Origin of the sequence: Pseudomonas sp. ITEM 17296 (assembly GCF_028895205.1) — a bacterium.
GTDB lineage: Bacteria > Pseudomonadota > Gammaproteobacteria > Pseudomonadales > Pseudomonadaceae > Aquipseudomonas > Aquipseudomonas kermanshahensis.
Genome location: NZ_WJRS01000016.1, coordinates 48,261 through 72,059, shown reverse-complemented (window position 1 = coordinate 72,059; position 23,799 = coordinate 48,261). Strand labels below are relative to the sequence as shown.

General features: G+C 65.3%; 18 protein-coding genes. 8 read left to right on the top strand and 10 right to left on the bottom strand.

Annotation, left to right across the window (positions count from 1 at the left end; genetic code table 11):
- The first annotated feature begins 4 nt into the window (after positions 1 to 4).
- From GIB19_RS17995 to GIB19_RS17960, 8 genes are all read left to right on the top strand, one after another.
- Entirely contained in the window at positions 5 to 949 is a 945-nt protein-coding gene (locus GIB19_RS17995) for a DUF58 domain-containing protein (RefSeq protein WP_027596693.1), read from the top strand.
- Positions 946 to 1,440, top strand: a complete 495-nt coding sequence (locus GIB19_RS17990) for a DUF4381 domain-containing protein (RefSeq protein WP_027596694.1) — start codon at positions 946 to 948, stop codon at positions 1,438 to 1,440. Before GIB19_RS17995 ends, GIB19_RS17990 begins: the two co-directional genes overlap by 4 nt.
- Complete coding sequence (locus tag GIB19_RS17985) at positions 1,433 to 2,509, top strand: vWA domain-containing protein (protein ID WP_027596695.1); 1,077 nt, start codon at positions 1,433 to 1,435, stop codon at positions 2,507 to 2,509. The genes GIB19_RS17990 and GIB19_RS17985 overlap by 8 nt, the downstream gene beginning before the upstream one ends.
- Positions 2,506 to 4,224, top strand: coding sequence for a vWA domain-containing protein (locus GIB19_RS17980; protein WP_274887406.1), 1,719 nt, complete (start codon positions 2,506 to 2,508; stop codon positions 4,222 to 4,224). The genes GIB19_RS17985 and GIB19_RS17980 overlap by 4 nt, the downstream gene beginning before the upstream one ends.
- Entirely contained in the window at positions 4,221 to 5,855 is a 1,635-nt protein-coding gene (locus GIB19_RS17975) for a BatD family protein (RefSeq protein ID WP_274887405.1), read from the top strand. Before GIB19_RS17980 ends, GIB19_RS17975 begins: the two co-directional genes overlap by 4 nt.
- Positions 5,856 to 6,295: 440 nt before the next feature.
- Positions 6,296 to 7,534, top strand: coding sequence for an exonuclease SbcCD subunit D C-terminal domain-containing protein (locus GIB19_RS17970; RefSeq protein ID WP_027596698.1), 1,239 nt, complete (start codon positions 6,296 to 6,298; stop codon positions 7,532 to 7,534).
- Entirely contained in the window at positions 7,531 to 11,175 is a 3,645-nt protein-coding gene (locus GIB19_RS17965; RefSeq protein ID WP_099430075.1) for an AAA family ATPase, read from the top strand. The genes GIB19_RS17970 and GIB19_RS17965 overlap by 4 nt, the downstream gene beginning before the upstream one ends.
- The gene (locus GIB19_RS17960) at positions 11,172 to 11,765 is read left to right on the top strand and encodes a glutathione S-transferase (RefSeq protein WP_274887404.1); all 594 of its coding nucleotides are present in this window, start codon (positions 11,172 to 11,174) and stop codon (positions 11,763 to 11,765) included. The genes GIB19_RS17965 and GIB19_RS17960 overlap by 4 nt, the downstream gene beginning before the upstream one ends.
- Positions 11,766 to 11,983: 218 nt before the next feature.
- Here GIB19_RS17960 and GIB19_RS17955 read toward each other — a convergent pair whose 3' ends face one another.
- The 10 genes from GIB19_RS17955 to GIB19_RS17910 form a co-directional block, all read right to left on the bottom strand.
- Complete coding sequence (locus tag GIB19_RS17955) at positions 11,984 to 13,114, bottom strand: lactonase family protein (protein ID WP_274887403.1); 1,131 nt, start codon at positions 13,112 to 13,114, stop codon at positions 11,984 to 11,986.
- Positions 13,080 to 13,370, bottom strand: coding sequence for a DUF5629 family protein (locus GIB19_RS17950; protein WP_027596702.1), 291 nt, complete (start codon positions 13,368 to 13,370; stop codon positions 13,080 to 13,082). Before GIB19_RS17950 ends, GIB19_RS17955 begins: the two co-directional genes overlap by 35 nt.
- 139 nt (positions 13,371 to 13,509) lie before the next feature.
- Positions 13,510 to 15,885, bottom strand: coding sequence for an efflux RND transporter permease subunit (locus GIB19_RS17945; protein WP_027596703.1), 2,376 nt, complete (start codon positions 15,883 to 15,885; stop codon positions 13,510 to 13,512).
- Positions 15,886 to 15,905: 20 nt separating this feature from the next.
- On the bottom strand, positions 15,906 to 16,946 hold the full coding sequence (locus GIB19_RS17940) for a WD40/YVTN/BNR-like repeat-containing protein (RefSeq protein WP_099430079.1): 1,041 nt from the start codon (positions 16,944 to 16,946) through the stop codon (positions 15,906 to 15,908).
- A 276-nt stretch (positions 16,947 to 17,222) separates the two neighbouring features.
- Positions 17,223 to 19,880, bottom strand: coding sequence for an aminopeptidase N (gene pepN, locus GIB19_RS17935; protein WP_274887402.1), 2,658 nt, complete (start codon positions 19,878 to 19,880; stop codon positions 17,223 to 17,225).
- A gap of 13 nt (positions 19,881 to 19,893) precedes the next feature.
- Positions 19,894 to 20,724 (bottom strand): DUF2797 domain-containing protein, encoded by an 831-nt coding sequence (locus tag GIB19_RS17930; protein ID WP_085273671.1) that lies wholly within the window; start codon positions 20,722 to 20,724, stop codon positions 19,894 to 19,896.
- Positions 20,721 to 20,981, bottom strand: coding sequence for a YeaC family protein (locus GIB19_RS17925; protein ID WP_051099822.1), 261 nt, complete (start codon positions 20,979 to 20,981; stop codon positions 20,721 to 20,723). Before GIB19_RS17925 ends, GIB19_RS17930 begins: the two co-directional genes overlap by 4 nt.
- Before the next feature lie 13 nt (positions 20,982 to 20,994).
- Positions 20,995 to 21,882 carry a rhomboid family intramembrane serine protease gene (locus tag GIB19_RS17920; protein WP_027596708.1) on the bottom strand — a complete coding sequence of 296 codons (888 nt, stop codon included), beginning with the start codon at positions 21,880 to 21,882 and terminating at the stop codon, positions 20,995 to 20,997.
- Positions 21,879 to 22,850 (bottom strand): metallophosphoesterase, encoded by a 972-nt coding sequence (locus tag GIB19_RS17915; RefSeq protein ID WP_027596709.1) that lies wholly within the window; start codon positions 22,848 to 22,850, stop codon positions 21,879 to 21,881. Before GIB19_RS17915 ends, GIB19_RS17920 begins: the two co-directional genes overlap by 4 nt.
- The gene (locus GIB19_RS17910) at positions 22,850 to 23,740 is read right to left on the bottom strand and encodes an NAD(+) kinase (protein WP_027596710.1); all 891 of its coding nucleotides are present in this window, start codon (positions 23,738 to 23,740) and stop codon (positions 22,850 to 22,852) included. Before GIB19_RS17910 ends, GIB19_RS17915 begins: the two co-directional genes overlap by 1 nt.
- Between the last annotated feature and the right edge of the window lie 59 nt (positions 23,741 to 23,799).

Sequence of the window (23,799 nt, the reverse complement as noted above, 5' to 3'; positions counted from 1 at the left end):
CCCCATGCCCACCGCGCAGCTGGCCGAACCCGGCATCCGCATCGGCCTTGCCGAGCTGATCGACATGCGCCACCGCGTGCGCGAAATCCAGCTGTTTTCCCGGCCCGGCCAGCGCAGCCCGCTGGTGGGCCTGCACCACTCCAAGCTACGCGGGCGCGGCGTGGACTTCGACCAAGTGCGCGTGTACCAGGCTGGCGACGATGTGCGCAACATCGACTGGCGGGTCACTGCCCGCACCCAGGAGCCGCACACCAAGCTGTTCCATGAAGAACGCGAGCGGCCGATCTTTATCCTGGTCGAACAGAGCCAGCGGCTGTTCTTCGGCTCGGGGCTGATGTTCAAGTCGGTGCTGGCGGCCCAGGCTGCGGCCCTGTTCGGCTGGGCGGCACTGGGCCACAACGACCGCATCGGCGGGCTGGTGTTTGGCGACAACGAACACCACGAAATCAAACCCCGGCGCAGCAAGCAAAGCCTGCTGCAGCTGCTTAACCGCATGGCCAAGGTCAACCAGGCGCTGCACACCGAAGCCACGCCCCAGGCCGACAGCCTGGGCCTGGCCTTGCGCCGGGCGCGTGAAGTGCTGCGCCCTGGCAGCCTGGCGATCGTCATCTGCGACGAGCGCTCGCTGACCGACCAGGTCGAACAGCACCTGGCCATGCTCTCGCGCCACTGCGACCTGCTGCTGCTGCCGGTCTCCGACCCGCTCGATCATGCCCTGCCCGCAGCCGGCCTGCTGCGCTTCGCCCAGCGCAGCGCGCAACTGGAGCTCGACACCCTCGACGCCAGCTTGCGCCAGGCTTACCGCCAGCAGGCCGAGTCACGTATCGCCCGCTGGGAACTGATGGCACAGAAGCTGCGCGTAGTGCTGATGCCGCTGAGTACGCAAAGCGAGATGATCGAGCAACTGCGCGAATACCTGAACGCCCAGCGCCCGGGGAGCAGCAAATGACCCCGCTGGACCAGTTGCAACCGCTGATTGCCCCGCCGGCAGTCGGCCTGTGGCCACCGGCACCGGGTTGGTGGGTATTGCTGGCCTTGCTGCCGCTGCTTGCCTGGGGCCTGTGGCGCGTACGCCATTGGCGCCCGCGCAAACGCCGCATCGTGCGCGCCGAGCAACCGCTCGACCCGGTACGCGTGGCCGCCCTGGCCGAACTTGCCCAGCTGCCACGCCCGTATGACGGCGCCCCAGCCGGCGCCTGGCTGCAACAGATCAATGCCCTGCTCAAGCGCCTGTGCCGCAGCCACTACCCGGGCGCCAACAGCCATACCCTCAACGGCCGCCAGTGGCTGGCGTTTCTCGACAACCGCTGCCCGGCCGCCGGCCTCACGCGTTGGATGGTGCTGGTCGAAGGCGCCTACAAGCCTGAGTGCAAGCTCGACGACAAAGCCATCGTCGGGCTTAGCCAGGCCGTCGAAACCTGGATCCGCAAGCATGTTTGAACTTGCCTGGCCGTGGATGTTCGCCCTGCTGCCGCTGCCGTGGCTGGCACGCCTGGTGTTGCCAGCCGCCGACAGTGGCGAGCCGGTGCTCAAAGTGGGCTTCCTGAACGAGCTGGAAGGCCTGGCCGGGCGCCGGGCACGGCTCAACCTGCCCACCTGGCGCCAGCAGGCGCCCTTTGTCATCATCTGGCTGTTGCTGCTGTTGGCCGCGGCCCGCCCGCAATGGCTCGGCGACCCGGTACCAGTGGCCGCCAGCGGCCGCGACCTGCTGGTGGCGGTGGACGTGTCCGGCTCCATGGACTTCCCCGACATGCAGTGGAAGAACGACGAAATCAGCCGCCTCGACCTGGTCAAGGCGCTGCTGGGCGACTTTCTGCAGGACCGCGAAGGCGACCGGGTTGGGCTGATCCTGTTTGGCAGCCAGGCCTACCTGCAGGCGCCGCTGACCTTCGACCGGCGTACCGTGCGCACCTTCCTTGACGAAGCGCAGATCGGCATCGCCGGCAAGAACACCGCCATCGGCGATGCCATCGGCCTTGCGGTCAAGCGCCTGCGCCAACGCCCGGCACAAAGCCGCGTGCTGGTGCTGGTCACCGACGGCGCCAACAACGGCGGGCAGATCCACCCGCTGACCGCTGCCCGCCTGGCCGCCCAGGAAGGCGTGCGCATCTATACCATCGGCATCGGCGCCAACCCCGAGGCCAGCGGCACGCCCGGCCTGCTGGGCCTCAACCCGAGCCTGGACCTGGACGAAGCCTCGCTCAAGGAAATTGCCGAGCTGACCCACGGCGCCTACTTCCGCGCCCACGACGGCGCCGAACTGAACGCCATCGGCGACGCCCTCGACCAGTTGGAGCCAGTGGCCCAGCAGCCAACCCAGGCGCGCACCGCCAAGGCCTTGTACGCCTGGCCATTGGCCCTGGCACTGTTGCTCAGCGTGCTGCTGGTGGTGGCCGTGCAGTGGCCAGACAATCGCTTGCAGCGCCTGCTGCGCAAACCGCGCTTTCTGCAGCCGCACCCGGAATGGCGCCAGCGCCTCAAACGCCTGCGCCTGAGGAAACGGCGATGATCGACCTATGGCCACAATGGTTGCGCCCGCTCTGGCTGTTGGTAGTGCCACTGCTCGGCTGGTTGCTGTTCAAGCTGTGGCACCGACGCAAACGCGCCGGGCGTTGGCAGATGATCCTGCCGCCCGCGTTCCACGCCGTGCTGCTCGGGGGCGGCAGTGGCAGCACCAGCAAACTGCCTTGGGTGGCGCTGGGCCTGGCGTGGACGCTGGTGGTGCTGGCCCTGCTCGGGCCCAGCTGGCAGCGCGTGGAAGAGAGCCGGCAGCGCCCTGCCGACCCGCTGGTCATCCTGCTCGAACTGACCCCACAGATGCTCGCCGAAGACAGCCCGCCCAACCGGCTGGAGCAGGCCCGGCGCAAGGTTCTCGACCTGCTCGAACGCCGCCACGACAGCCAGACCGCGCTGATCGTCTACGCAGGGTCCGCCCACACCCTGGTGCCACTGTCCGATGACCTAGGCACCACCCGCAACCTGCTGGAGGCGATCGACCCTTCGATCATGCCCAAACCCGGCCAGCGCGCCGACTTGGCCGTGCAAAAAGGCCTGGCCCTGCTGGCCCAGAGCGGCCTGGGGCAAGGGCGCCTGCTGCTGATCGGTTCCTCGCTCAGCGCAGCGGAGCGCGAGGGCATCACGCAGGCCCTCGGCCGCCAGGGCCCGAGCCTGCTGATGCTGGGCATCGGCAGCCGAGACGGGGCACCGGTGCGACAAGCCAATGGCGAATTCCTTAAAGACGACCAAGGCGGAATTCTGCTGCCGCGCCTGGACAGCGCCAGCCTCAAGGCATTTGTCAGCGGCACCGGCGGGCGCTACCGCAATGCCCGGGTCGACGACCTCGACCTGCGCGGCCTGGGCCTGTTCGACACCCCGCGCACCGCACGCAGCGACGGCCAGACCCTGCAATTGGACAGCTGGGCCGACCAGGGTTACTGGCTGCTGATTCCGCTGTTACTGCTGGCGGCCTGCGCCGGTCGTCGCGGCTGGCTGTTCTGCCTGCCCCTGTTACTGGCCTTGCCGCAGCCAAGCCAGGCCTTCGAGTTCAACGACCTGTGGCTGCGCCCCGACCAGCAGGGCCAGCGCATGCTCGAACAGAACCGCCCGGCCAGCGCCGCACGGCATTTCCAAAATCCACAGTGGCGCGGCATGGCGCTGTACCAGGCCGGCGATTACGCCGGAGCCGCCCAGGCATTCTCACAAGGCAACACGGCAGCGGACCACTACAATCGAGGCAATGCCCTGGCCCGCAGTGGCGAGCTGGAAGCCGCCCTGGACGCCTACGAGCAGGCCCTGGAGCGCCAACCCGACCTGCAACCGGCACTGGACAACCAGGCACTGGTCCAGCAGTTGCTGCAACAGCGCGAGGCCAAGGCCGAAGAACAACCCGCCAGCAGCGAGACCCAAGGCACACCCGGCAGCGAAACCGAAGGCAACAGCAGTTCGGCCAGCAGCCCGGCCCAGGGCACCCCTGGCAATGACGAACCCGCCAACGCCGAAGAACCCGGCGAAGGCAGCACCAACAGCCAGGCCACACCCGGCAACCAGGGGGGCGCCGACGACAGCGTCACCGTGCCACCCCAGCGGCCGGTGTCGACCAACCTCGACGCCGAACAGCGTCAGGCCCTTGAACAATGGCTGCGGGAGATCCCCGACAACCCGGCGGAGCTGCTGCGGCGCAAATTCTGGTATGAACAGCAATTGCATCAGGACAATCCACGATGAGTCGCTTCGGCGTCTTTCTGCTCGGTGTCTCATGGGCCTTGATGGCCCAGGCCGAGCCCATGCTGCAAGCCAGCGTCGACCGCACCCGCCTGGAGGCCGGCGAAAGCCTGGAACTGACCCTCGAAAGCCAGGACGTGACCCAGTTCGGCAAACCCGACCTGCGTGCCCTTGAAGGCGACTTCGAAGTGCGTGGCACACGCCAGCTGAACAGCCTGCACACCCTCGATGGCGAGACCCGCGCCAGCACCCGCTGGATCATCACCCTGCTGCCACGGCGCAGCGGCAGCCTGCGCATCCCGGAGCTGCAACTGGGCCAGTCGCGCAGCCAGGCCATCGACCTGCAAGTGCTGCAAGCCGATGCCAGCCGCCAGGAAAGCGCCTCCCAGGTGTTCATCGAAGCGACCCTGGACAGCAACGAGGTCTATGTTCAGGCCCAGGCCGTGCTGACCTTGCGCATCTACCATTCGGTGGCGCTGTATGACGACAGCAGCCTCAGCCCACTGCAGCTGGAAAACGCCAAGGTCGAGCCACTGGGCGAGTCGCGCACCTACGAGAAAGAAATCAACGGCGTGCGCCACGGGGTGATCGAAACCCGCTATGCCGTCTACCCGCAGCAAAGTGGCAGCCTCGAAGTGCCGGCGCTGACCTTCACCGCCACCGCGGCTGCCAGCGCCGACAACGAACAATCCGCCACGGCCGCCCCGCGTGCCGGCCGCCAGATCCAGGTCAGCTCGCTGCCCCTGCGCCTGGACGTGCGCCCGATTCCAGCAGCCTGGCCAGCCGGTGCGCCCTGGCTGCCGGCACGCAGCCTGACCCTTGAAGAACACTGGAACCCCGACCCGGGCAGCCAGCAGACGCAGATCGGTGATTCGCTCACCCGCAACATCACCTTGCGCGCCGACGGCTTGTCCAGCACCCAGCTGCCACCGCTGCCGGCCACCGAAATCACCGGCCTGCGCCGCTACCCCGACCAGCCGCTGCTGCGCAACGAAATCAACGAGCGCGGCATGACCGCCAACCGCGAAGAGCGCGAAGCGCTGGTGCCAACCCACAGCGGCGAACTGGCCTTGCCAGCGCTGGAGGTGGCCTGGTGGAACACCCGCGAAGACCACCTGGAGCACACCAGCCTGCCGGCGCGCACCCTGAACGTGCAGGACAACCCGGCCCTGAGCGCCGACACGCCGGTCGGCGACACCCGTGCGGGCAATAGCCTGTTGTGGCCATGGCAGTTGGCCACGCTGGTGTTTGCCCTGACCACATTGCTGGGCTTCGCCTTGTGGTGGCGTGCCCGTTCACAACCCGCGGTACTGCGCGCCGCGCAACAAGGCCCAAGCCCCCGCACGCTGCTGGACGACCTCAAGCGCGCCTGCCAAGCCAACGACCCGCAGACCACACGCCAAGCGCTGGACGCCTGGGCGCGGCAGCAGCCGGAGACACTGGCGGAGATGGCTGCGCGGTTCGTGCCGTTGTCCGATGCGCTGGATGGGTTGAACGGGGCGTTGTACAGCGAGAGTGGGCAGTATTGGCAGGGTGAGGATTTGTGGCGCGCGATCGGGACGATTCCGCCGGCTGAGCAGGTGTTGCTGCCGTCAGGGGAGACCGGGAGCTTGCCGCCGTTGTATCCGAAATGAGGGGTGGGGGTGAGGTTGGGGTGCATGACATGGGTATTTTTAGCGCCTATCAGATCGAGCGCCGCCCGCGCGGCGCTTCGCAGCACAAGGCTGCTCCCACATCTGTTTCGGGCCAATTAATCCTGTGGCATGGGCGCGCGGCCCCGTGGTGCTCACGTTGATATCGAGACGGACAAACAAGGCGGTCGCGCGCAGATTTCCCAGGCCTCACTGGCCCGAAACAAATGTGGGAGCAGCCTTGTGCTGCGATGCGCCGCGCGGGCGGCGCTCGATCTCATAGGCACTGCAAAACTCAAGACATGCGCCCCCACACGCAATCCGCCAACATCCCCCCAGCCATGCCCCCTCCCCCCACCATTGAGTTACCATACCCCCCTGCGCAACGCCCATCATCCAAGCCAAGCCCCCCGCTTGCTCGACTCGACACCAACAGGTCATCCATGCGTCTGTTTCATACCTCCGACTGGCACCTGGGCCAAAGCCTGCACGGCCAGGAACGCGACTTCGAACACGCCTGCTTCCTCGACTGGCTGCTCGGCCAGCTGCACCTGCGCCAGCCGGATGCGCTGCTGATCGCTGGCGACATCTTCGACACGGTCAACCCACCGGTCAAAGCCCAGGAGCGCCTCTACGACTTCATCGTCCAAGCGCATGAGCAACAGCCCAAGCTGGACATCGTGATGATCGCCGGCAACCACGACTCCGGCTCACGCATCGAACTGCCCGCCGCGCTCATGCGCCGCCTGCGCACCCACGCCTTGGGCCGTGTGCACTGGCTCGATGAAGGCCAGCTGGATGCCGAGCGCCTGCTGATCCCGCTGACCAACGCCCGCGGCAAGGTCAGCGCCTGGTGCCTGGCCCTGCCCTTCCTGCGCCCGGCAGAAGTGACCGGCCCGCAGTTGGGTGACGATTACCTGCACGGCATCACCCAGGTGCACCAGCAACTGATTGCCGCTGCCCAGCAAAAGCGCAAGAAGGACCAGGCGCTGGTCGCCATCAGCCATGCCCACATGGCCGGGGGTGCGGTGTCCGAGGACTCTGAGCGCAGCCTGATCATCGGCAACGCAGAGGCCCTGCCGGCCAAGCTGTTCGACAAGGCCATCAGCTATGTCGCCCTGGGCCACCTGCACAAGCCGCAGAAGGTCAACCGCGAAGCGCGCATTCGCTACAGCGGCTCGCCGATCCCGCTGTCGTTTGCCGAAATCAACTACCCGCACCAGGTGCTGGAGGTGGAGCTGGACGGCGCCGAGCTGGTCAGCGTCGAGCCGCGCCTGGTGCCCCGCGCCGTGGCCCTGCAACGCATTGGCCCGGCGCCGCTCGGCGAGTTGCTGGTACAGCTGGCTGAGCTGCCGGTGATCGACTTGCTCGAAGACCCCAATCGTCAGCCCTGGCTCGAAGTGCGTGTGGTGCTGGACGAACCGCAACCCGACCTGCGTCAGCAAGTCGAGGGGGCGCTGCAAGGCAAGGCCGTGCGGCTGATCCGCATCAGCGCCGAATACGCCGGGCGCACGAGTGCCGAGGACGACGACCTGGCCTTCGTCGAACTGTCCCAGATGACCCCGCAGGATCTGTTCAGCCGCGCCTGGGAACAGGCCTACGGCAACCCCGCCGATGAGCAGGCCCTGGCCGATTTCGCCCTGCTCTTGCAGGACGTCCAGCTGGAAGAGGAACAGCCATGAAGATTCTCGCCATCCGCCTGAAGAACCTGGCATCCCTGGCCGGCCCAATCGACATCGACTTCACCGCCGAGCCCCTGGCCAGCGCCGGCCTGTTCGCCATCACCGGGCCAACCGGCGCCGGCAAGAGCACGCTGCTCGATGCCCTGTGCCTGGCCCTGTTCGGCACCGTGCCGCGGCTCAACGACATCGGCCGCGAAGCCAAGGTACCGGACGCCGACGGCGAGATCCCGACCTCGGACCCGCGCAACCTGGTGCGCCGCGGCACGGGCAGCGGTTTTGCCGAAGTCGACTTCGTCGGCATCGATGGCCGTCGCTACCGCGCCCGCTGGGAGGCCAACCGCGCCCGCGACAAGGCCAATGGCAAGCTGCAACACAGCCGCCAGAGCTTCTATGACCTGGACAGCGAGCAGGTGCTGGCCAGCGGCAAGAACGAATACAAGCAACTGGTCGAAGCACGCCTGGGCCTGAATTTCGAGCAGTTCACCCGCGCAGTGATGCTGGCCCAGAGCGAGTTCGGTGCGTTCCTCAAGGCCGACGACAAGGAACGCAGCGAGCTGCTGGAAAAGCTCACCAATACGGCGATCTACACCCGCCTTGGCCAACGCGCCTTCAGCAAGGCCCGCGAGGCCGGTGAAACGCACAACGCCCTGAAAGACCGTGCCAGCCACCTGCTGCCGCTGCTGGCCGAAGCCCGCGCCGAGCTCGACCAACGCCTGGAGCAGGCGCAGCAGCAATTCAAGGCCGACCAGGCGCGTGAGCGCCAGTTGGAGCAGCAGCGTGGCTGGCTCAATGAGCAGCGCCTGCTGCAGGTACAGCAGGCCGAAGCCCATGCAACCCTGCAGGCCGCCGAACAGGCCTGGCAGCAGCTGGCCGAACAGCGCCTGGACCTGCAACGCCTGGAGCGCCTGGCGCCACAGCGCCACCAGTTCCACCGGCAGCAGGCCTTGGCCGCGCAACGCGCGCCACTGGCCAGCGAGCTCGACGCACAACAGCGCCAGCAAAGCGACCTGCAAAACCACACCGGCGAACTGGAGCAGGCCCTCGAATCAGCCCGCCAGGCGCTGAGCCAGGCCCAGGCCAGCCAAGGCGAAAACGCCCCACGCTTGCGCCAGGCGTTCGCCGAGCAAGACACCCTCACCCGCCTGGAACAGGAACTGGTCAAGGCGCGCGAAACCGGCCAGCAGGCCGACCTGGCCGCAGCCGAGCTGCAGCAACAATTGCAGCAACTGGCCGAGCACCAGCAGCGCGGCCAGCAGCAACTGGCCCACATTGAAGCAGCCCTGGCTGACAGTGCGCCCCTGGCCGCCCTGACCAACGCCTGGCAGGCCTATCGCCCGCAGCTGCAACAGTTGCTGCAAATCGGCAACCGCCTGAACCAGGGCCGCGAAGAGCTGCCCGGCCTGCAGGCCCAGGCCAGCCAGGCCAATGCGCAACTGCAGGAACAGCGCGACGCCCTCGACGTGTTGTTCCGCGAAGCCGCAGCAGAGCCTCAGGCCCTGGCCGAGCAGCTCGACCTGCTGGGTGGCATGCTGCAAGAAAACCGCAAGCAACAACGCGCCGTGGAAGAACTGTCGCGCCTGCACGCCCGCGAGCAGGAGCTGCAACAAGGTATTCAGTCGCTGCGCGAACGCCAGCAACAGGCCCTGCAGCAACGCCAGCAACTGATTGGCGAAGGCACTGCCGCCAAGGCCGAGCTGGAAGCCGCCGAGCAGGCGCTGGCACTGACCCGGCAACTGCTGGAACGCCAGCGTCTGGCACGCAACACCAGCGTCGAAGAACTGCGTGCGCAGTTGCACGATGGCGAACCGTGCCCGGTTTGCGGCAGCGCCGAACACCCCTTCCACCAGCCTGAAGCGCTGCTGCAGAGCCTTGGCCGGCATGACCAGGCCGAAGAAGCCACGGCCCTGGCTCAGGTTGAGCAATTCAATACCCGCCTGATCGAACTGCGTACCCAGGTGGGTGTGGTCAACGGCCAGATCAAGGAGTACCAGCACCAACAGGCGCAACTGAACGAGCAATTGCAGCCATTGGCCGGCCAACTCGCCGCCCATGCCTTGTGGCCCGCCCTCAGCGCCCATGAAGGCAAGGCCCGCAGTGGTTGGCTGGACAGCCAGTTGCAGCGCCTCGACCAAGAGATTGCCCGGGACGAAAAACGCCAGGCCACCCTGCTGACCCTGCAACGCGATGCCGCCCGCCTGAACCAGCAGTTGCAGGCTGCCAGCGAAGCCCAACAGCAGGCCCAGCGCCGCCTGGACCAACAGCATCAAGCCCTGGCCGCCGACCAGGAACGCCTCGAACAGGCCCTGGCTGATTTCGCCACCCTGCTGCCAGCGCCTGTGTTGCAGGCACTGCACGACGAGCCAGCGCACGCCTTCCTCAGCCTTGACCAGCAGATCGCCCAGCGCCAGCAACAGCTGGACCAGCAAAAGGACGAACTGCAGGAACAACAGCAACGCCAGCAACAGCTGGAGCGCCTGCTCGATCAGCAACACACCCGCGTGCAGCGCCAGCAAGACCTGCAGCAGCAGATCAACGGGCTGGCCGAGCAGATGGAAAAAGCCCGCGCCGCATTGGCCGAGTTGCTCGGTGACCACCCGCGCGCCGAAGACTGGCAGCGCCATCTGGAACAGCAGGTGGAGCAGGCCCGCACAAGCGAGGCCGAAACGGCCGAGCGCCTGCAACACGCCCGCACCCAAGCCCTGCAACTGGCCGGCGAACTCAAGGCCAACATCGCCCGCCAACAGGCGCTCGAACAGGAGCACCAGCAGTTGCAGGGGGAAATCGCCCACTGGCGCGCCGAACACCCCGAGCTGGACGACAGTGGCCTGGACCGCTTGCTGGGCATGGACGACGCGCAAATGGCTGAACTGCGCCAGCACCTGCAGGCGGCGGAAAAGGCTATCGAACAAGGCCGCGTACTGTTGCAGGAGCGTGAACAGCGGCTGCAGCAACATGCCGCGCAAGCCAGTGTCGAAGCCACGGCCGAAGACCTGGAGCAGTCGTTGCTCGAGCTACGCGAAGTGCTGGCCAACCATGAACAGCAGTGCGCCGAGCTGCGCGCCGCCCAAGCCGAAGACCAGCGCCGTCAACAGGCGTACCAGGCCCTGGCCACGGAAATCGAGCACGCCCATCAGCAGTGGCAGCGCTGGGCGCGGCTCAATGCGCTGATCGGCTCGGCCTCTGGCGATGTGTTCCGCAAGATCGCCCAGGGTTACAACCTCGACCTGCTGCTGCACCATGCCAACAGCCAATTGCGCCAGCTGGCGCGTCGTTACCGCCTGAAACGTGGCGGCAGCGCCCTCGGCCTGCTGGTGCTGGACACCGAGATGGGCGACGAGCTGCGCTCGGTGCATTCGCTGTCGGGCGGTGAAACCTTCCTGGTCTCGCTGGCCCTGGCCCTTGGCCTGGCGTCGATGGCGTCGAGCACCTTGCGCATCGAATCATTGTTCATCGACGAAGGCTTCGGCAGCCTCGACCCAGAGTCGCTGCAACTGGCCATGGATGCCCTCGACGGCCTGCAGGCGCAAGGCCGCAAGGTGGCGGTGATCTCCCACGTGCAGGAGATGCATGAGCGGATCCCGGTGCAGATCCAGGTACGCCGCCAGGGCAACGGCCTGAGTGACGTCGAGGTGTGCGGGTGATCCTCTACTCGTTCCGCCGCTGCCCTTGGGCCATGCGCGCGCGCCTGGCCTTGCGCTACGCCGGGTGCGAGGTGCAGATCGAAGAAGTGGCGATGAAGCACAAGCCCGCCGCGCTGCTGGCCTTGTCGCCCAAGGGCACGGTGCCGGTGCTGGACACCGGGGCAGGTGTGCTGGAAGAAAGCCTGGACATCATGCGCTGGGCACTGCAACGCAACGACCCGCAAGACTGGCAGCTACTGACCGACCCTGCGGCGGCGCAACAGGCTGAGGCGCTGATCGCCCGAAACGACAGCACGTTCAAGGCGCAGGTGAACCTGTACAAGTACGCCGAGCGCTACCCCGAACATAGCCGCGAGCACTACCGCCAGCAGGCCGAAGCCTGGTTGGTGGAGCTCGAGGCTTTGCTCGAAGGGCGTGCGTACCTGCTGGCCGATCACCCGAGCCTTGCCGATGCCGCCTTGCTGCCCCTGATGCGCCAGTTTGCCGGGGTCGAACCGCAGTGGTTCGCCGAGGCGGCTTATCCGTGGGTGCGGAGCTGGCTGGAGGGCTGGCTGGGGTCGGATCTGTTCAAGGCAGTGATGGCGCGATAGCTGGCAGTGTCCGGCGGGCATGCTTGAGTAGTTTTGAGGTCGAGCGCCGCCCGCGCGGCGCTTCGCAATACAAGGCTGCTCCTACAGGGCGGTCGCGCGCCGCCTTCACAGGCGTGACTGGCCCGAAACAAATGTAGGAGCAGCCTTGTGCTGCGAAGCGCCGCGCGGGCGGCGCTCGATCTCAAGAACGCCCAAAAACGAACGCCGAACACCTGGCGTCACTCGATGAACTTCAGGTCCGACGGCGCAGCCTGCGCCAGCGTCTGTACTGTCTCACCGAGCTTGCCGCTACGCGGGTCACGGCGCATGACCACGATCTGGTCACTCTTCTGGTTGGCCACCAACAGGAAGTTGTCGCTAGGGTCGAGGGTAAATTCCCGAGGGTGATCGCCCTCCACCGAACGGCGTTGCAAGAACGCCAACTGGCCATCGTCCTTGCCCACGCTGAAGGCCACGATCTCGTTGGCCGTGCCGCGATTGCTCACGTACAAGAAGCGCCCATCCGCCGACAGGTGCAGGCCGCCAGCGGCCTTGGCCGCAGCGTCCTGGTGGTCCGTCAGGGGCAGACGCTGGCGCTCGACCAGGTTGCCTTCCTGGACGTCGAACACCACCACCTCGGCGCTCATTTCCAGTGTCAGGTAGGCGTGTCGCCCCTTGGCGTCGAACAGCAGGTGACGCGGGCCGCTGCCCGGCGGCAGGGCCACCGACGCCGGTATCGCCGGCGTGAGCGGGTGGTCTGTGCTGGCACCGTCGTAACGGTAGATGAACACCTTGTCGGCGCCCAGGTCGCAGGCATACAGGTGCTGGCCGTCCGGCGACAGCACCAGCGAGTGCACATGGGCGCCGGCCTGGCGTTCGGGGTTTACGCCGCTTGGTTTATGGCGGGCTTGCTGCACCACGTCCTTGAGCTTGCCGTCCTTGGCCACCGGGATCACCACCAGGCTGCCGCCGGGGTCTGGCTTGACGGCGTAGTTGGCAACGAACAGGAAGCGCTGGTCGCGACTGAGGCTGGCGTGGGTCGGCTCATCGCCTCGGGTGGCCACCTGGTTGAGCGGTTTGATCTCGCCTTTGCGGCTCACGCTGAAACTGCTGACGTGGCCTTGCGCGGTTTCGTTGACTGCGAACAGTTGCCGTTGGTCGGCCGAGAGCACCAGCCAGGAAGGGTTCTCGCTCTTGACCACCTGTTGCGGCGTCGGCGCGATCTGGCCTGTCTTACTGTCGAACAGGTAGCGGTAGATGCCTTGGCTCTGGCCATCGGTGTAGCTGCCCACCAGCAGCGTGGCGGCGTGGGCGTTGATTGTCAGGCTCATCAGGCTAGCGGTCAGCAGGCTCGTCCAGATCCGGTTCATCGTGGTCTTCATCCGGGGCGCGAAAGGCACTCATACAGACTAGACGATGCTCGCCCTGGGCACCGTTGAGCGTCCACTCGTCGCCCGTGGCGGTGGCGGCAGCGATCTGCTCGGGGGTGAAGTTCCAGCGACGCAGCTGGCGGCCGTCCATGCATTCGACGGTCAGGCCGGTCTCGTTGGACGTGAAATCGAAGGCGTGCAGGCCGTCGATCAGCAGCATGTCGCAGGTTTGGAGGGCGGTGGCGAGGGGGGACATGAGGGTACCAATTGGGAAAAGAGCGACAGTATAGCGACATGGCACCTGTGGGAGCGGGTTTACCCGCGAATGCGTCGGCGAATGCACCACCGTATTCGCGGGTGAACCCGCTCCCACAGGCCCTCTACAGCCCCCTCACTTAATGGGCAAAAATGGACCCGCCCTCCTTGCCCACCATCTTCTCAGGCTTGATCAGGAACCGCGCCAGCGCCGGCAACAGCCACAGCGCACCGAACATGTTCCACAGCAGCATGAAGGTCAGCATCAAGCCCATGTCGGCCTGGAACTTGATCGCCGAGAAGATCCAGGTGCACACACCAATGGCCAGGCATAACCCGGTGAACAACACCGCCTTGCCGGTCGAGCGCAGGGTTTCGTAATAGGCTTCCTGCAACGGCAGGCCTGCACGCAGGAAGCTTTCCAGGCGGCTGTAGATGTAGATGCCATAGTCCACGCCGATGCCCACACCCAAGGCCACCACCGGCAACGTCGCAACCTTCACGCCAATGCCCATGTAGGCCATCAGCGCATTGCCCAGCACCGAGGTCAGCACCAGCGGCAGGACGATACACAGGGTTGCGGCAAACGAGCGGAAGGTGATCAGGCACATCACCGCGACGCAGATGTACACCAGCACCAGAATGGTCAGTTCGGCCGACTTGATCACCTCGTTGGTGGCCGCCTCGATCCCGGCGTTACCGGCTGCCAGCAGGAACTGCAGGCCCTCTTTGTTGTGGCTGTCTGCAAAGGCCTTGGCGGCGGCAGTGACGCGCTCCAGGGTCTCGGCCTTGTGGTCGTTGAGGAACACCAGCACCGGTGCCAGTGAGCAGTCGGCGTTGTACAGGCCGTCGGCGCGGGCGATGGAGTTGTTGAGGATGTCCGGGTTGCGCGACAGGGTCTCCCATTTCAGGCTGCCCTCGTTCATGCCCTTGATCACCTGCTTGGACACGGTCACCAGCGAGATCGCCGACTGCACGCCCGGGGTGTTCTCCATGGTCCACATCAGCTCGTCTATCGGCGCCATGGTCGAGTGGATCGAGCAGCTTTCCGACGGCGTCTTGACCATGATCACCAGCACGTCCGAGCTGGTCGAATAGTTGCTGATGATGAAGTTGTTGTCCTGGTTGTAGCGCGAGTCCGGGCGCAGCTCTGGCGCGCCCTGGTCGAGGTCGCCGATTTTCAGGTTCTGGCTGTACCAGAGGCCACCGGCGAACATCACCAAGGCCACGGCAACAGACACCGGCGCCACCTTGGCACTGGCGAAGTTGGACAGCAGGCGCCAGAACGGGTGCTCACGGGTCGCGTCCTTCTTGCTGCGCTCCACCGCCTTCTTGCTGATGCCGACATAGGAAATCGCCACCGGCAGCAGGATCAGGTTGGTAAAGACGATCACCGCGACGCCGATCGAGGCGCCGATGGCCAGCTCGCGAATGACCCCGATGTCGATGATCAACAGGGTGATGAAGCCCACTGCGTCAGCAAGGATGGCGATCATCCCCGGCAGGAACAGCTGGCGGAACGTGCGCCGGGCAGCGGTCAGTGCGTTGTCGGCGCCGCTCGACTGCAAGGCGATGCCGTTGATCTTCTGCACCCCGTGGGAAATGCCGATGGCGAAGATCAGGAAGGGTACCAGCATCGAATACGGGTCGAGGCCGAAGCCCACCGCATGCATCAAGCCCAGCTGCCAGACCACCGCCACCAGGGTGGTGATGAGCACAGCGATAGTGCTGCGGATGCACCAGGTAAACCAGTACAGCAGCACCCAGGTGATGCCCAGGGCCACGCCGAAGAACATCGCCACCATCACCAGGCCGTCGATCAGGTCGCCGACCTTCTTGGCGAAGCCGACGATATGGATCTTCACGTTGGGGTTCTGCGCCTGGAACTTGTCGCGGATCTTCTCTTCGAGCAGGTGCGAGAACTGCTGGTAGTCGAGCTTGACCTGCTTGCCTTGGTCCTGCGGGTCGGGGTAGCTCTCCAGCAGCGGCACATCGACGATGCTGGACTTGAAGTTGTTGCCCACCAGGCGCCCGACCTGGCCGGACTTGAGCACGTTGTCGCGCAAGGCATCGAGGCTTTCGGCCGAGCCGTTGTAGGTATTGGGGATCACCTCGCCACCGGAGAAGCCCTCTTCGGTCACCTCGGTCCAGCGCACGCTGGGGCTCCACAGCGACTTCAGCCCGGCGCGGTCGACGCCGGGGATGTAGAACACCTCGTCATGGATCTGGCGCAGGGTCTCCATGTAGTCCTTGTCGAAGATGTCACCGTTGACCGCCTCGACCGAAATACGCACGGTGTTGCCGAGGTTGGCCAGGTCGTTGCGGTGCTCCATCATCTGTTCGATGAACGGGTGCTCGAGCGGGATCATCTTCTCGAAACTGGTTGAGGGGCGGATCTGCGTGGCCTGCCAGAACAGGAAGATGCTGACCAGCACGCACAGGGCGATAACCACGGGGCGGTTGTTGAAGATCAGGCGTTCGAGCAGCGTGGCCTTGTCCTGGTGATGCGGGTGCATGGTGATGCTCTCCCTGCTGGTCATGGACGCGCCTCCTTGGCAGCCTGGTCGGCGCCTTCGGCGGTGGCCAGGTGCACGCCCCCCTGCCCCACCAGCAACAAGCCGCCGGTTGTCAGGCCGGTGACGCCGGCCAGGGCGATGCGGTCGGCACGGTTGTAGACGCTGAAGGTTTGCCCGTCGTCATGGCTGCGCAACACGCTGCCGCCGTTACCGACCAGCACCACGCTGCCATCCTCGACAAGCGTAGCGCTTGCCAGGCCGAATTCGAGCGTGCCGCGCGCGGCCTTGAGTTCGATCGGCTGCCAGCTGTCGCCGAAGTCGGTAGAACGGAACAAGTTGCCGCGCAGGCCATAGGCCAACAGCGTCTTAGGCTGGGCGGTGCCCATCACACCGAACAGCGAGCCCTCGTAAGGGCCGTCGACCTTGGCCCAGGTCTGGCCGTTGTCGCCTGAGCGGAACATGCTGCCCTGCTCGCCGACGATGAACAGGCCGGCGTCCTTGATTACGGCGATGCCGTTAAGGTGCAGTTGGTCGGCGTTGTCCAGGCGCTCGGCAACGTCCTGCCAGTGCTGGCCGCCGTCGGTGGTTTCCAGCAGTGCGCCATAGGCACCCACGGCAAAACCGTGCTGGGCGTCGAGGAAGGTGACGTCGAGCAGCGGGGCTTCGCGGGCCAGGTCTTCGAATTGCTTGCTCCAGGTCGCGCCGCCATCAGTGCTGGCGAGGATCTGCGCATCGTGGCCGACAGCCCAGCCGCGCTTGTCGTCGAAGAAGAACACAGCGGTGAGCAGTTGCCGGGTGGGTACCCGGGCCTGGGTCCAGGTCTTGCCCTGGTCGTCGGAGAACAGGATATGACCGCGATCACCGACCACCACCAGACGCTTGCCGGCCTGGGCGGCGTCGATCAGCAGGCTCTGACTGGCCTTGGCCGATTCGGTCGAGTATTCGTCGGCGGCAGCGGCTTCGACACTGCCCGTCCACATGCCCAATGCCAGCGCCAGCATCGCACCGGCGGCCAGCGGCCAGGCTCCACGCCTGGTCTGCGCCATCAGCTGCTCCCTCATGACCGTCCCCTGTTTGTTGTTCTTAGTGGGTCAATGCCTTGCAGGTACTGCGAAATGCCTGTGGTAGAGGCCTGCAATAGCTTGAGGGGATCGTAGCGGGGAAGGTTGCGGGAATACAACGAGCGGGACGTTATGTTTTGTTAACCGCCCAAAAGCTTCGCGGGACAAGCCCGCTCCCACAGGTTTTGCACAATACCTGGACTGCCCCAGAAAGTTGCACAGTACCTGTGGGAGCGGGCTTGTCCCGCGAAAGGGCCCGTTCAGGCTATCGAGAACTCACGCCAAGCTCTTGCTCACCACCTCATACACATCACTGGACAGCGCCCCAGAAGCCAGAATCCGCTCCAGCTCACCCTTCATCAGCGCCTGACGCGCGTCGTCGTACTTGCGCCAGCGGGTCAGCGGGGCCAATTGGCGCGAGGCAATCTGCGGGTTCAGCGCATTCAGCTCGATCACCAGGTCCGCCAGGAAGCGATAACCCGAACCATCGGCCGCATGGAAGTTGACCAGGTTCTGCCCGGCAAACGCCCCCACCAACGCCCGCACCTTGTTCGGGTTTTTCAGGGTGAACGCCGGGTGCTGCATCAGCGCCTTGACCCGCGCCAGCCCGCCTGGCAGCGAACTGGCGGCCTGCACGCTGAACCACTGGTCCATGACCAACGGGTTGTCCTTGAAGTGCTCGGCGAAGGTTTCCAGCGCCTTGGCCCGCTCGGCTTCGAACGGCGAGTTGACCAGCACCGCCAATGCGGTCAGGCGCTCGGTCATGTTGTCGCACTGGTCGAACTGCTCCAGGGTCGCCTCCAGCACCTGCGGCTTGCCGCTCTGCATCAGGTACGACAGGGCGATGTTCTGCAGGCTGCGGCGGGCGAAGTGCTCGGCCGCGGCGACGTAGGCCGTGCTGCGCGAGACCTCGCGGTGCGCCTGGTAGCGGGCCCACAGGCCATCGAACAGCTGCTCGGCGATCTGCTGGCGGGCGAACTCGCGGGCGGCGTGAATGGCATCGACGTCAGCTACCTGGCTGATTTCGGTGAGGTAGGCTTCGCCTGGCAGCGAGAGCATCTCGGCGACCATGGCGGCGTCCAGCGATTCGTTGCCCAGCACGGTACCAAGGGCGGTGATCAGGCGCGGGTCGAGCTTCAACGCTTCGCCACGTTGATGCTGGCCGATCAGTTCTTGCAGCACCTGCACCGACAGCTGTTGGCCCGCTTCCCAGCGGTTGAAACCATCGCTGTCGTGCTGCATGAGGAACATCAGCTGGTCGCGGTCGTACGGGAAGCTCAACTTCACCGGCGCGCTGAAGCCTCGCAGCAGCGAGGGCAGCGGCTTGGCCGTGAGGCCTTCGAAGGTGAAGGTTTGCTCCGCCTCGGTCACCGACAGCACGCGGCTGGTGCCGCCAGCCGCGGCTTCACCCGCCAGGCGCAGCGGCAGGTCGTTGCCTTCGGCATCCAGCAGGCCCAGCTCGACCGGGATCACGAACGGCAGCTTCTCGGCCTTGTCCGGGGTCTGCGGGCAGCTCTGGCGGAAGGTCAGGCTGTAAGTCTGGGCGCCTGCATCATACGCTTCGCTGACCTCCAGGCGCGGCGTGCCCGCTTGGTTGTACCAGCGTTTGAACTGGGTCAGGTCAACACCGTTGGCATCTTCCATGGCCTTGATGAAGTCGTCGGTGGTCACCGCCTGGCCATCGTGGCGTTCGAAGTACAGGTCGCTGCCCTTGCGGAAGCCCTCGGCCCCCAGCAGGGTGCGGACCATGCGTACAACCTCGGCACCCTTTTCGTACACAGTCAGGGTGTAGAAGTTGGAGATTTCGATGAAGCTGTCCGGGCGTACCGGGTGGGCCATGGGGCCGGCATCTTCGGCGAACTGGTGGGTCCGCAGGTAAGCGACGTCTTCGATGCGTTTGACCGTGCGCGAGTTCATGTCGGCGCTGAACTCGGCGTCGCGGAACACCGTGAAGCCTTCCTTGAGCGACAGCTGGAACCAGTCACGGCAGGTGACGCGGTTGCCCGACCAGTTGTGGAAGTACTCGTGGGCCACCACGCCTTCGACACGCTGGTGGGCGGCGTCGGTGGCGGTTTCGGCCCGGGCCAGCACGCAGCTGGAGTTGAAGATGTTCAGGCCCTTGTTTTCCATGGCGCCCATGTTGAAGTCGTTGACCGCGACAATCATGAAGATGTCCAGGTCGTACTCACGGCCATAGACTTCTTCGTCCCAGCGCATGGACTTCTTCAGGCTGACCATGGCGTGGTCACACTTGTCGATGTTCTCGGGTTCGACGTAGATGCGCAGGGTCACATCGCGGCCCGACTGGCGCACGAAATTGTCCTCGACGCACCAGAGGTCACCTGCCACCAAGGCGAACAGGTAGGCCGGTTTCATGAACGGGTCTTCCCACGTTGCCCAATGGCGGCCGTCTTCTGCCGGCCCGCTGCCGATGGGGTTACCGTTGGATAACAGCACCGGGTAGCGATGCTGCTCGGCGATCACCGTGGTGGTGAAGGTGCTCATCACGTCCGGGCGGTCGAGGTAGTAGGTGATCTTGCGGAAGCCCTCGGCCTCGCACTGGGTGCAGAACATCTTGCCGGACTTGTACAGGCCTTCCAGCGCGGTGTTGCTCTCGGGGTGGATCTTCACGCTGGTGTCGAGGGTGAAACGCTCGGCCTTGGGCTGCACGGTCAGGCTGTCGGCTTCGAGCTGGTAATCGCTCGCCTGCAGCTCGGCATCGTCCAGCGAAGCGCGCAGCAGCTCAAGCTGCTGGCCGTCGAGCACCAACGGCGGCAGGCCGGCACCGCGTGCCGGGTTGCGGCGCATGACCAGTTGCGCATGGACCAGGGTGTGGTCCTCGAACAGCTCGAAGGTCAGGTGCGTCTCGTCGATCAGGTACTCGGGCGCCTGGTAGTCCTTGAGGTAGATCACTTGCGGTTGTTCGGTACGCATGTGCAGGTCCTTTTTACTGGAGCACGGCCAACTGGTAGGCCGTGTACTTGCGAATGTTGATCACGCCGGTGTCGAAGATCAGGTACTGGCCCTTGATGCCCAGCAGCGTGCCTTCCACTACCGGGTTCTTGTCCAGGTTGAAGCTGACGATCTTCGTCGGGTAGGCCTCGACCGGGTAACGCATCTGCACCACTTCGGCATCCGGCAGCGGCTGGATCGCCTGTAAGCCGAAGCGCCCTTGCAGCTCGCGCAGGCCGTCGGCACAGGCATCGAAGATCTGTTCACGAATGGCCACCAGGTCCAGCGCTTCGGCGTCACCCTTGAGCAGAGCGCGCCAGTTGGTGCGGTCCGGTACCTGGCTACGCAGCACGTCTTCGACCAGGCCCGATTGCTGGCGGGTGGCCACGCGCATGATCGGTAGCGCCTGGCTGGCACCCTGGTCGAGCCAACGGGTGGGCAACTGGGTGGCGCGGGTAATGCCGACCTTGACCCCTGACGAGTTGGCCAGGTAGACGACGTGGTCGGTCATGCAGAACTGCTCGCCCCAGGACGGTTCGCGGCAGGTGCCGGCGTCATAGTGGCAGCGTTCCGGGGCCATGATGCACACGTCGCACTGGGCCAGCTTGGTCATGCACGGGTAGCAATAACCCTGGCTGAAGCTGGTCTTGGTGCGCTTGCCGCAATGGCTGCAGTGAATGGCGCCGAGGTACTCGAGGCGCAAGCGCTGGCCGATCAACGGGTTGACCGGTACCTGCTCTTCACCCAGGCGAAAGCTGTATTGCACGACCGGTGCTTCAAGGCGCACCGCCATCTTGCTCAAAGAGCCACGAGCGAGTTCGATCAATGTACCGAGTCCGACTTGAACAGAATGTTAGCGATTGGCGCAGACTTCGAGGCGCACTCTTGCGGCCCCATGTAGCCGGTACGCTGGTCTTCGGGGAGGTTTTTCATTTCCCAGGCGATCACCGCCTGCAGCGACAGCTCTTTCTGCTCGGCAGTGAGCTTGCGGCCATCGGACCATTTGCCGATTTCCACGGCCGTTTTCAGGCTCTCGTAGATCTCGGGAGTAATGTTTTCGATCATTTGCGCGAAAGTGGACATAGCGTCTCCTAATTCAAGCCGACAGTTTACGCCGGGCCATGCCGCCACCCAAGAGCCCTGTCAGGCATCCGATGAGCAGACCGCCGACGTGGGCGGCGTTGGCGATTTGGCCGAAGCCGAGCTGGCCGACCACGCCGGTCAGGCACACCACCAGCCAGATGAGCATCATCACCAGCACGCCCTTGGGCAGGTTGAAGTGCGGGTTGGGCGCCAGCCACTGGTACAGCCAGATGTGCCCGAGCAGGCCGTACAGCACCCCAGAAAGGCCGCCGAACAGGCTCGCGCCACTGGTGTAGTGCTGGGCCAGGTTGGAAACCAGGCTGAACAACAGGGTCAGGCCCAGCAACAGCCATGGCCCCTGGCGCAGCTCGATGCGTTTGCCCAGTTCCCAGTACCACAGGCTGTTCATGGCCAGGTGCAGCACGCCGAAATGCAGCAGCATCGGCGACACCAGGCGCCACCATTGGCCTTCGGCGAGGCCTTGGGCCAGTGGGGTGAAGTACAGGTAGTCGCCCTGCACGCGGAAGTCGAGGAAGGTGAACCAGCCAATGGTCGAGAAGTTGTCGCCAAGGCCGGTGATGCCGGCAACGATGAAGCACAGCAGCAGGACAGCGGCGGTGACCTTGCAGGCTTTGACCTGGTCTTTGAGGGAGGGTTGTGTGGGGGCACTCGCGGCTGAATCCCCTTCCACAGGGGCCTGCGCAAGCTCAAGGTCGGCGTTACCGTCGGGATAGCGCTGGTAGAGTTGCAGCACATCCTGGGCCAGCGTGTCGGGGGCCCACAGCACCTGGACTTCACCTTCTTCACTGACCCGGTGTGGCACCTGCAAGCGTTGCAGCAGGTGCACGAAGCCGCTGAGGTCGACCGACAGCGGCAGGCGCATCACTTCGATTATGTTCATTGATTGGCCTGTGGGCGGTCGACGTCGACCCAGACGAACTTGTGCGGGTCGATACGGGTTTCATCATCCAGCCGATAGGCGACCAGCTTGCCGTAAAGCACCGCGCTGTAGTCGAGGCAGGCCAGGTTGTCGCGGATCGGCGCCGGGCGGCCGCTGCGCCAGTAGTGGCCGACGAACAACAAAGGCTCGTCCTCGGCATAGCGCAGCAAGGCGTTCTTCTGGGTATGGCTCAGTGGCGTGCTGGCGACGGCTTCAGGCAGCGCATCGGGCTGGAACACGATGTCGCCATAGGTTTGCGGGTCTTCTTCCCAGAACTTGGTGCGGAAGAAGGCGCGGGTCAGGCCATCGCCACCGGTCAGGGTCAAGCCGTCCGGCAGGCGCATGTCGGTGCCCCGCAGCAGGCGATTGCACACGGTGGCGGCAAAGCTGCCGGGCACAGCCGAGGCCTGGATGAAATGTTCGTCGATGCGCCCATCCGGGTATTGCTGGCGCAGCGGCTCGATCAGCCGTGGGTCCCAGCAGGCATGCACCAGGCGGAAACGCCCGGCGTCGACGAACAGCGGCAGTTCGTAGAACCAGTTGACGAAGTCATGCCAGTCGCCGGGGTGGTGGGCGAACTGCGTGAGGGTCTCGTCAATCAGCCGGGCGTGGCGTGGCGTGTGTTCGCGCACATGGGCCTTGCCGCTGCCGGGCAGCGCCGGGGTGACCCAGCCCAGGGCGTTGTACTCATGGTTGCCCATGATGCAGAACGCCTGGCCGGCCTCGACCATGTCGTGGACGATGTGCAATGCCTCGCGGATGCGCGGCCCACGATCGACGATGTCGCCCAGGAACAATGCCTGGCGCCGCGGGTGACGCCAGACGCCGGCCACACGCTTGTAACCGAGGGCGTCGAGCAAGCGTTCAAGGGTCAGCGCACAGCCATGCACGTCACCGATGATGTCAAAACTTCGCGCCGGATCGAGCATCAGTCGTCCCTGCTTCCAAGGCGGCTGCCCCAGCCGAGTTTGGTACGGCACACTTCGTAGTAGTTATGGTCCAGCGGGTGGATCAGGCGCAGTTTCTGCGGCTTCTTGCTCACCGTGATGGTGTCGCCAGGGGCGCAGGTGAAGTGGTTCTGGCCGTCACAGGACACCTGCGGGTAAATCTGCAGGTCCTTGGCCACGACAATCTTCAGTTCGCTGTTGCCGTCCACCACGATCGGCCGGCCCGACAGGGTATGCGGGTACATCGGCACGATGACGATAGCGTCGAGCTTGGGGTGCATGATCGGGCCGCCGGCCGACAACGCATAGGCGGTCGAGCCGGTCGGGGTGGCGACGATCAGGCCGTCGGCCTTCTGGCTGCAGACGAACTGGCCGTCGATGTAGATTTCGAACTCGATCATCCGCGTCGACTTGCCGGGGTGCAAGACCACGTCGTTGAGCGCGTCGCCCTGGCCGATGGCCTCGTGGTGACGGCGCACTTCGGCCTGCAGCAGGAAGCGGTTTTCCACCAGGTAGTGGCCGTCGAGCACTTCGGCGACCTTTTCTTCCAGCTCGTCAGGGCGGATGTCGGTGAGAAAGCCCAAGTTGCCGCGGTTGATGCCGAGCACCGGGATGTTGTGCCGGGCCAGCGCGCGGGCGGCGCCGAGCAGGCTGCCGTCACCGCCGACGACGATGACCAGGTCGCAGACCTCGCCCAACAGCTTGCGCGTGGACGTCTGCAGGCCGTGGCCGGGCAGGACTTCGGCGATGGTGTCCTCGAGGATCACGTGCAGGTGGCGCTCGAGGAGGAATTTTTTCAGTCGGCGAATGGTGTCGAGCACCTGCGAGCTGCCAAGGCGTCCGATGATACCGATATTGCGAAATTGCTCCATGGGGCTCCTGCGAGGCTCTGCGGCGGGTGACTATGCGCCGATTATGGGCGAAACGACCG

What these genes read in the sequence shown, in the direction of transcription:
- GIB19_RS17965 (WP_099430075.1), top strand. Translation starts at nt 7,531, where the DNA reads ATGAAGATTCTCGCCATCCGCCTGAAGAACCTGGCATCCCTGGCCGGC.
- GIB19_RS17945 (WP_027596703.1), bottom strand. Translation starts at nt 15,885, where the DNA reads ATGCACCCGCATCACCAGGACAAGGCCACGCTGCTCGAACGCCTGATC.
- GIB19_RS17950 (WP_027596702.1), bottom strand. Translation starts at nt 13,370, where the DNA reads ATGTCCCCCCTCGCCACCGCCCTCCAAACCTGCGACATGCTGCTGATC.
- GIB19_RS17910 (WP_027596710.1), bottom strand. Translation starts at nt 23,740, where the DNA reads ATGGAGCAATTTCGCAATATCGGTATCATCGGACGCCTTGGCAGCTCG.
- GIB19_RS17955 (WP_274887403.1), bottom strand. Translation starts at nt 13,114, where the DNA reads ATGAACCGGATCTGGACGAGCCTGCTGACCGCTAGCCTGATGAGCCTG.
- GIB19_RS17925 (WP_051099822.1), bottom strand. Translation starts at nt 20,981, where the DNA reads ATGTCCACTTTCGCGCAAATGATCGAAAACATTACTCCCGAGATCTAC.
- GIB19_RS17975 (WP_274887405.1), top strand. Translation starts at nt 4,221, where the DNA reads ATGAGTCGCTTCGGCGTCTTTCTGCTCGGTGTCTCATGGGCCTTGATG.
- GIB19_RS17995 (WP_027596693.1), top strand. Translation starts at nt 5, where the DNA reads ATGCCCACCGCGCAGCTGGCCGAACCCGGCATCCGCATCGGCCTTGCC.
- GIB19_RS17970 (WP_027596698.1), top strand. Translation starts at nt 6,296, where the DNA reads ATGCGTCTGTTTCATACCTCCGACTGGCACCTGGGCCAAAGCCTGCAC.
- GIB19_RS17920 (WP_027596708.1), bottom strand. Translation starts at nt 21,882, where the DNA reads ATGAACATAATCGAAGTGATGCGCCTGCCGCTGTCGGTCGACCTCAGC.
- GIB19_RS17985 (WP_027596695.1), top strand. Translation starts at nt 1,433, where the DNA reads ATGTTTGAACTTGCCTGGCCGTGGATGTTCGCCCTGCTGCCGCTGCCG.
- GIB19_RS17990 (WP_027596694.1), top strand. Translation starts at nt 946, where the DNA reads ATGACCCCGCTGGACCAGTTGCAACCGCTGATTGCCCCGCCGGCAGTC.
- GIB19_RS17980 (WP_274887406.1), top strand. Translation starts at nt 2,506, where the DNA reads ATGATCGACCTATGGCCACAATGGTTGCGCCCGCTCTGGCTGTTGGTA.
- GIB19_RS17915 (WP_027596709.1), bottom strand. Translation starts at nt 22,850, where the DNA reads ATGCTCGATCCGGCGCGAAGTTTTGACATCATCGGTGACGTGCATGGC.
- pepN (WP_274887402.1), bottom strand. Translation starts at nt 19,880, where the DNA reads ATGCGTACCGAACAACCGCAAGTGATCTACCTCAAGGACTACCAGGCG.
- GIB19_RS17940 (WP_099430079.1), bottom strand. Translation starts at nt 16,946, where the DNA reads ATGAGGGAGCAGCTGATGGCGCAGACCAGGCGTGGAGCCTGGCCGCTG.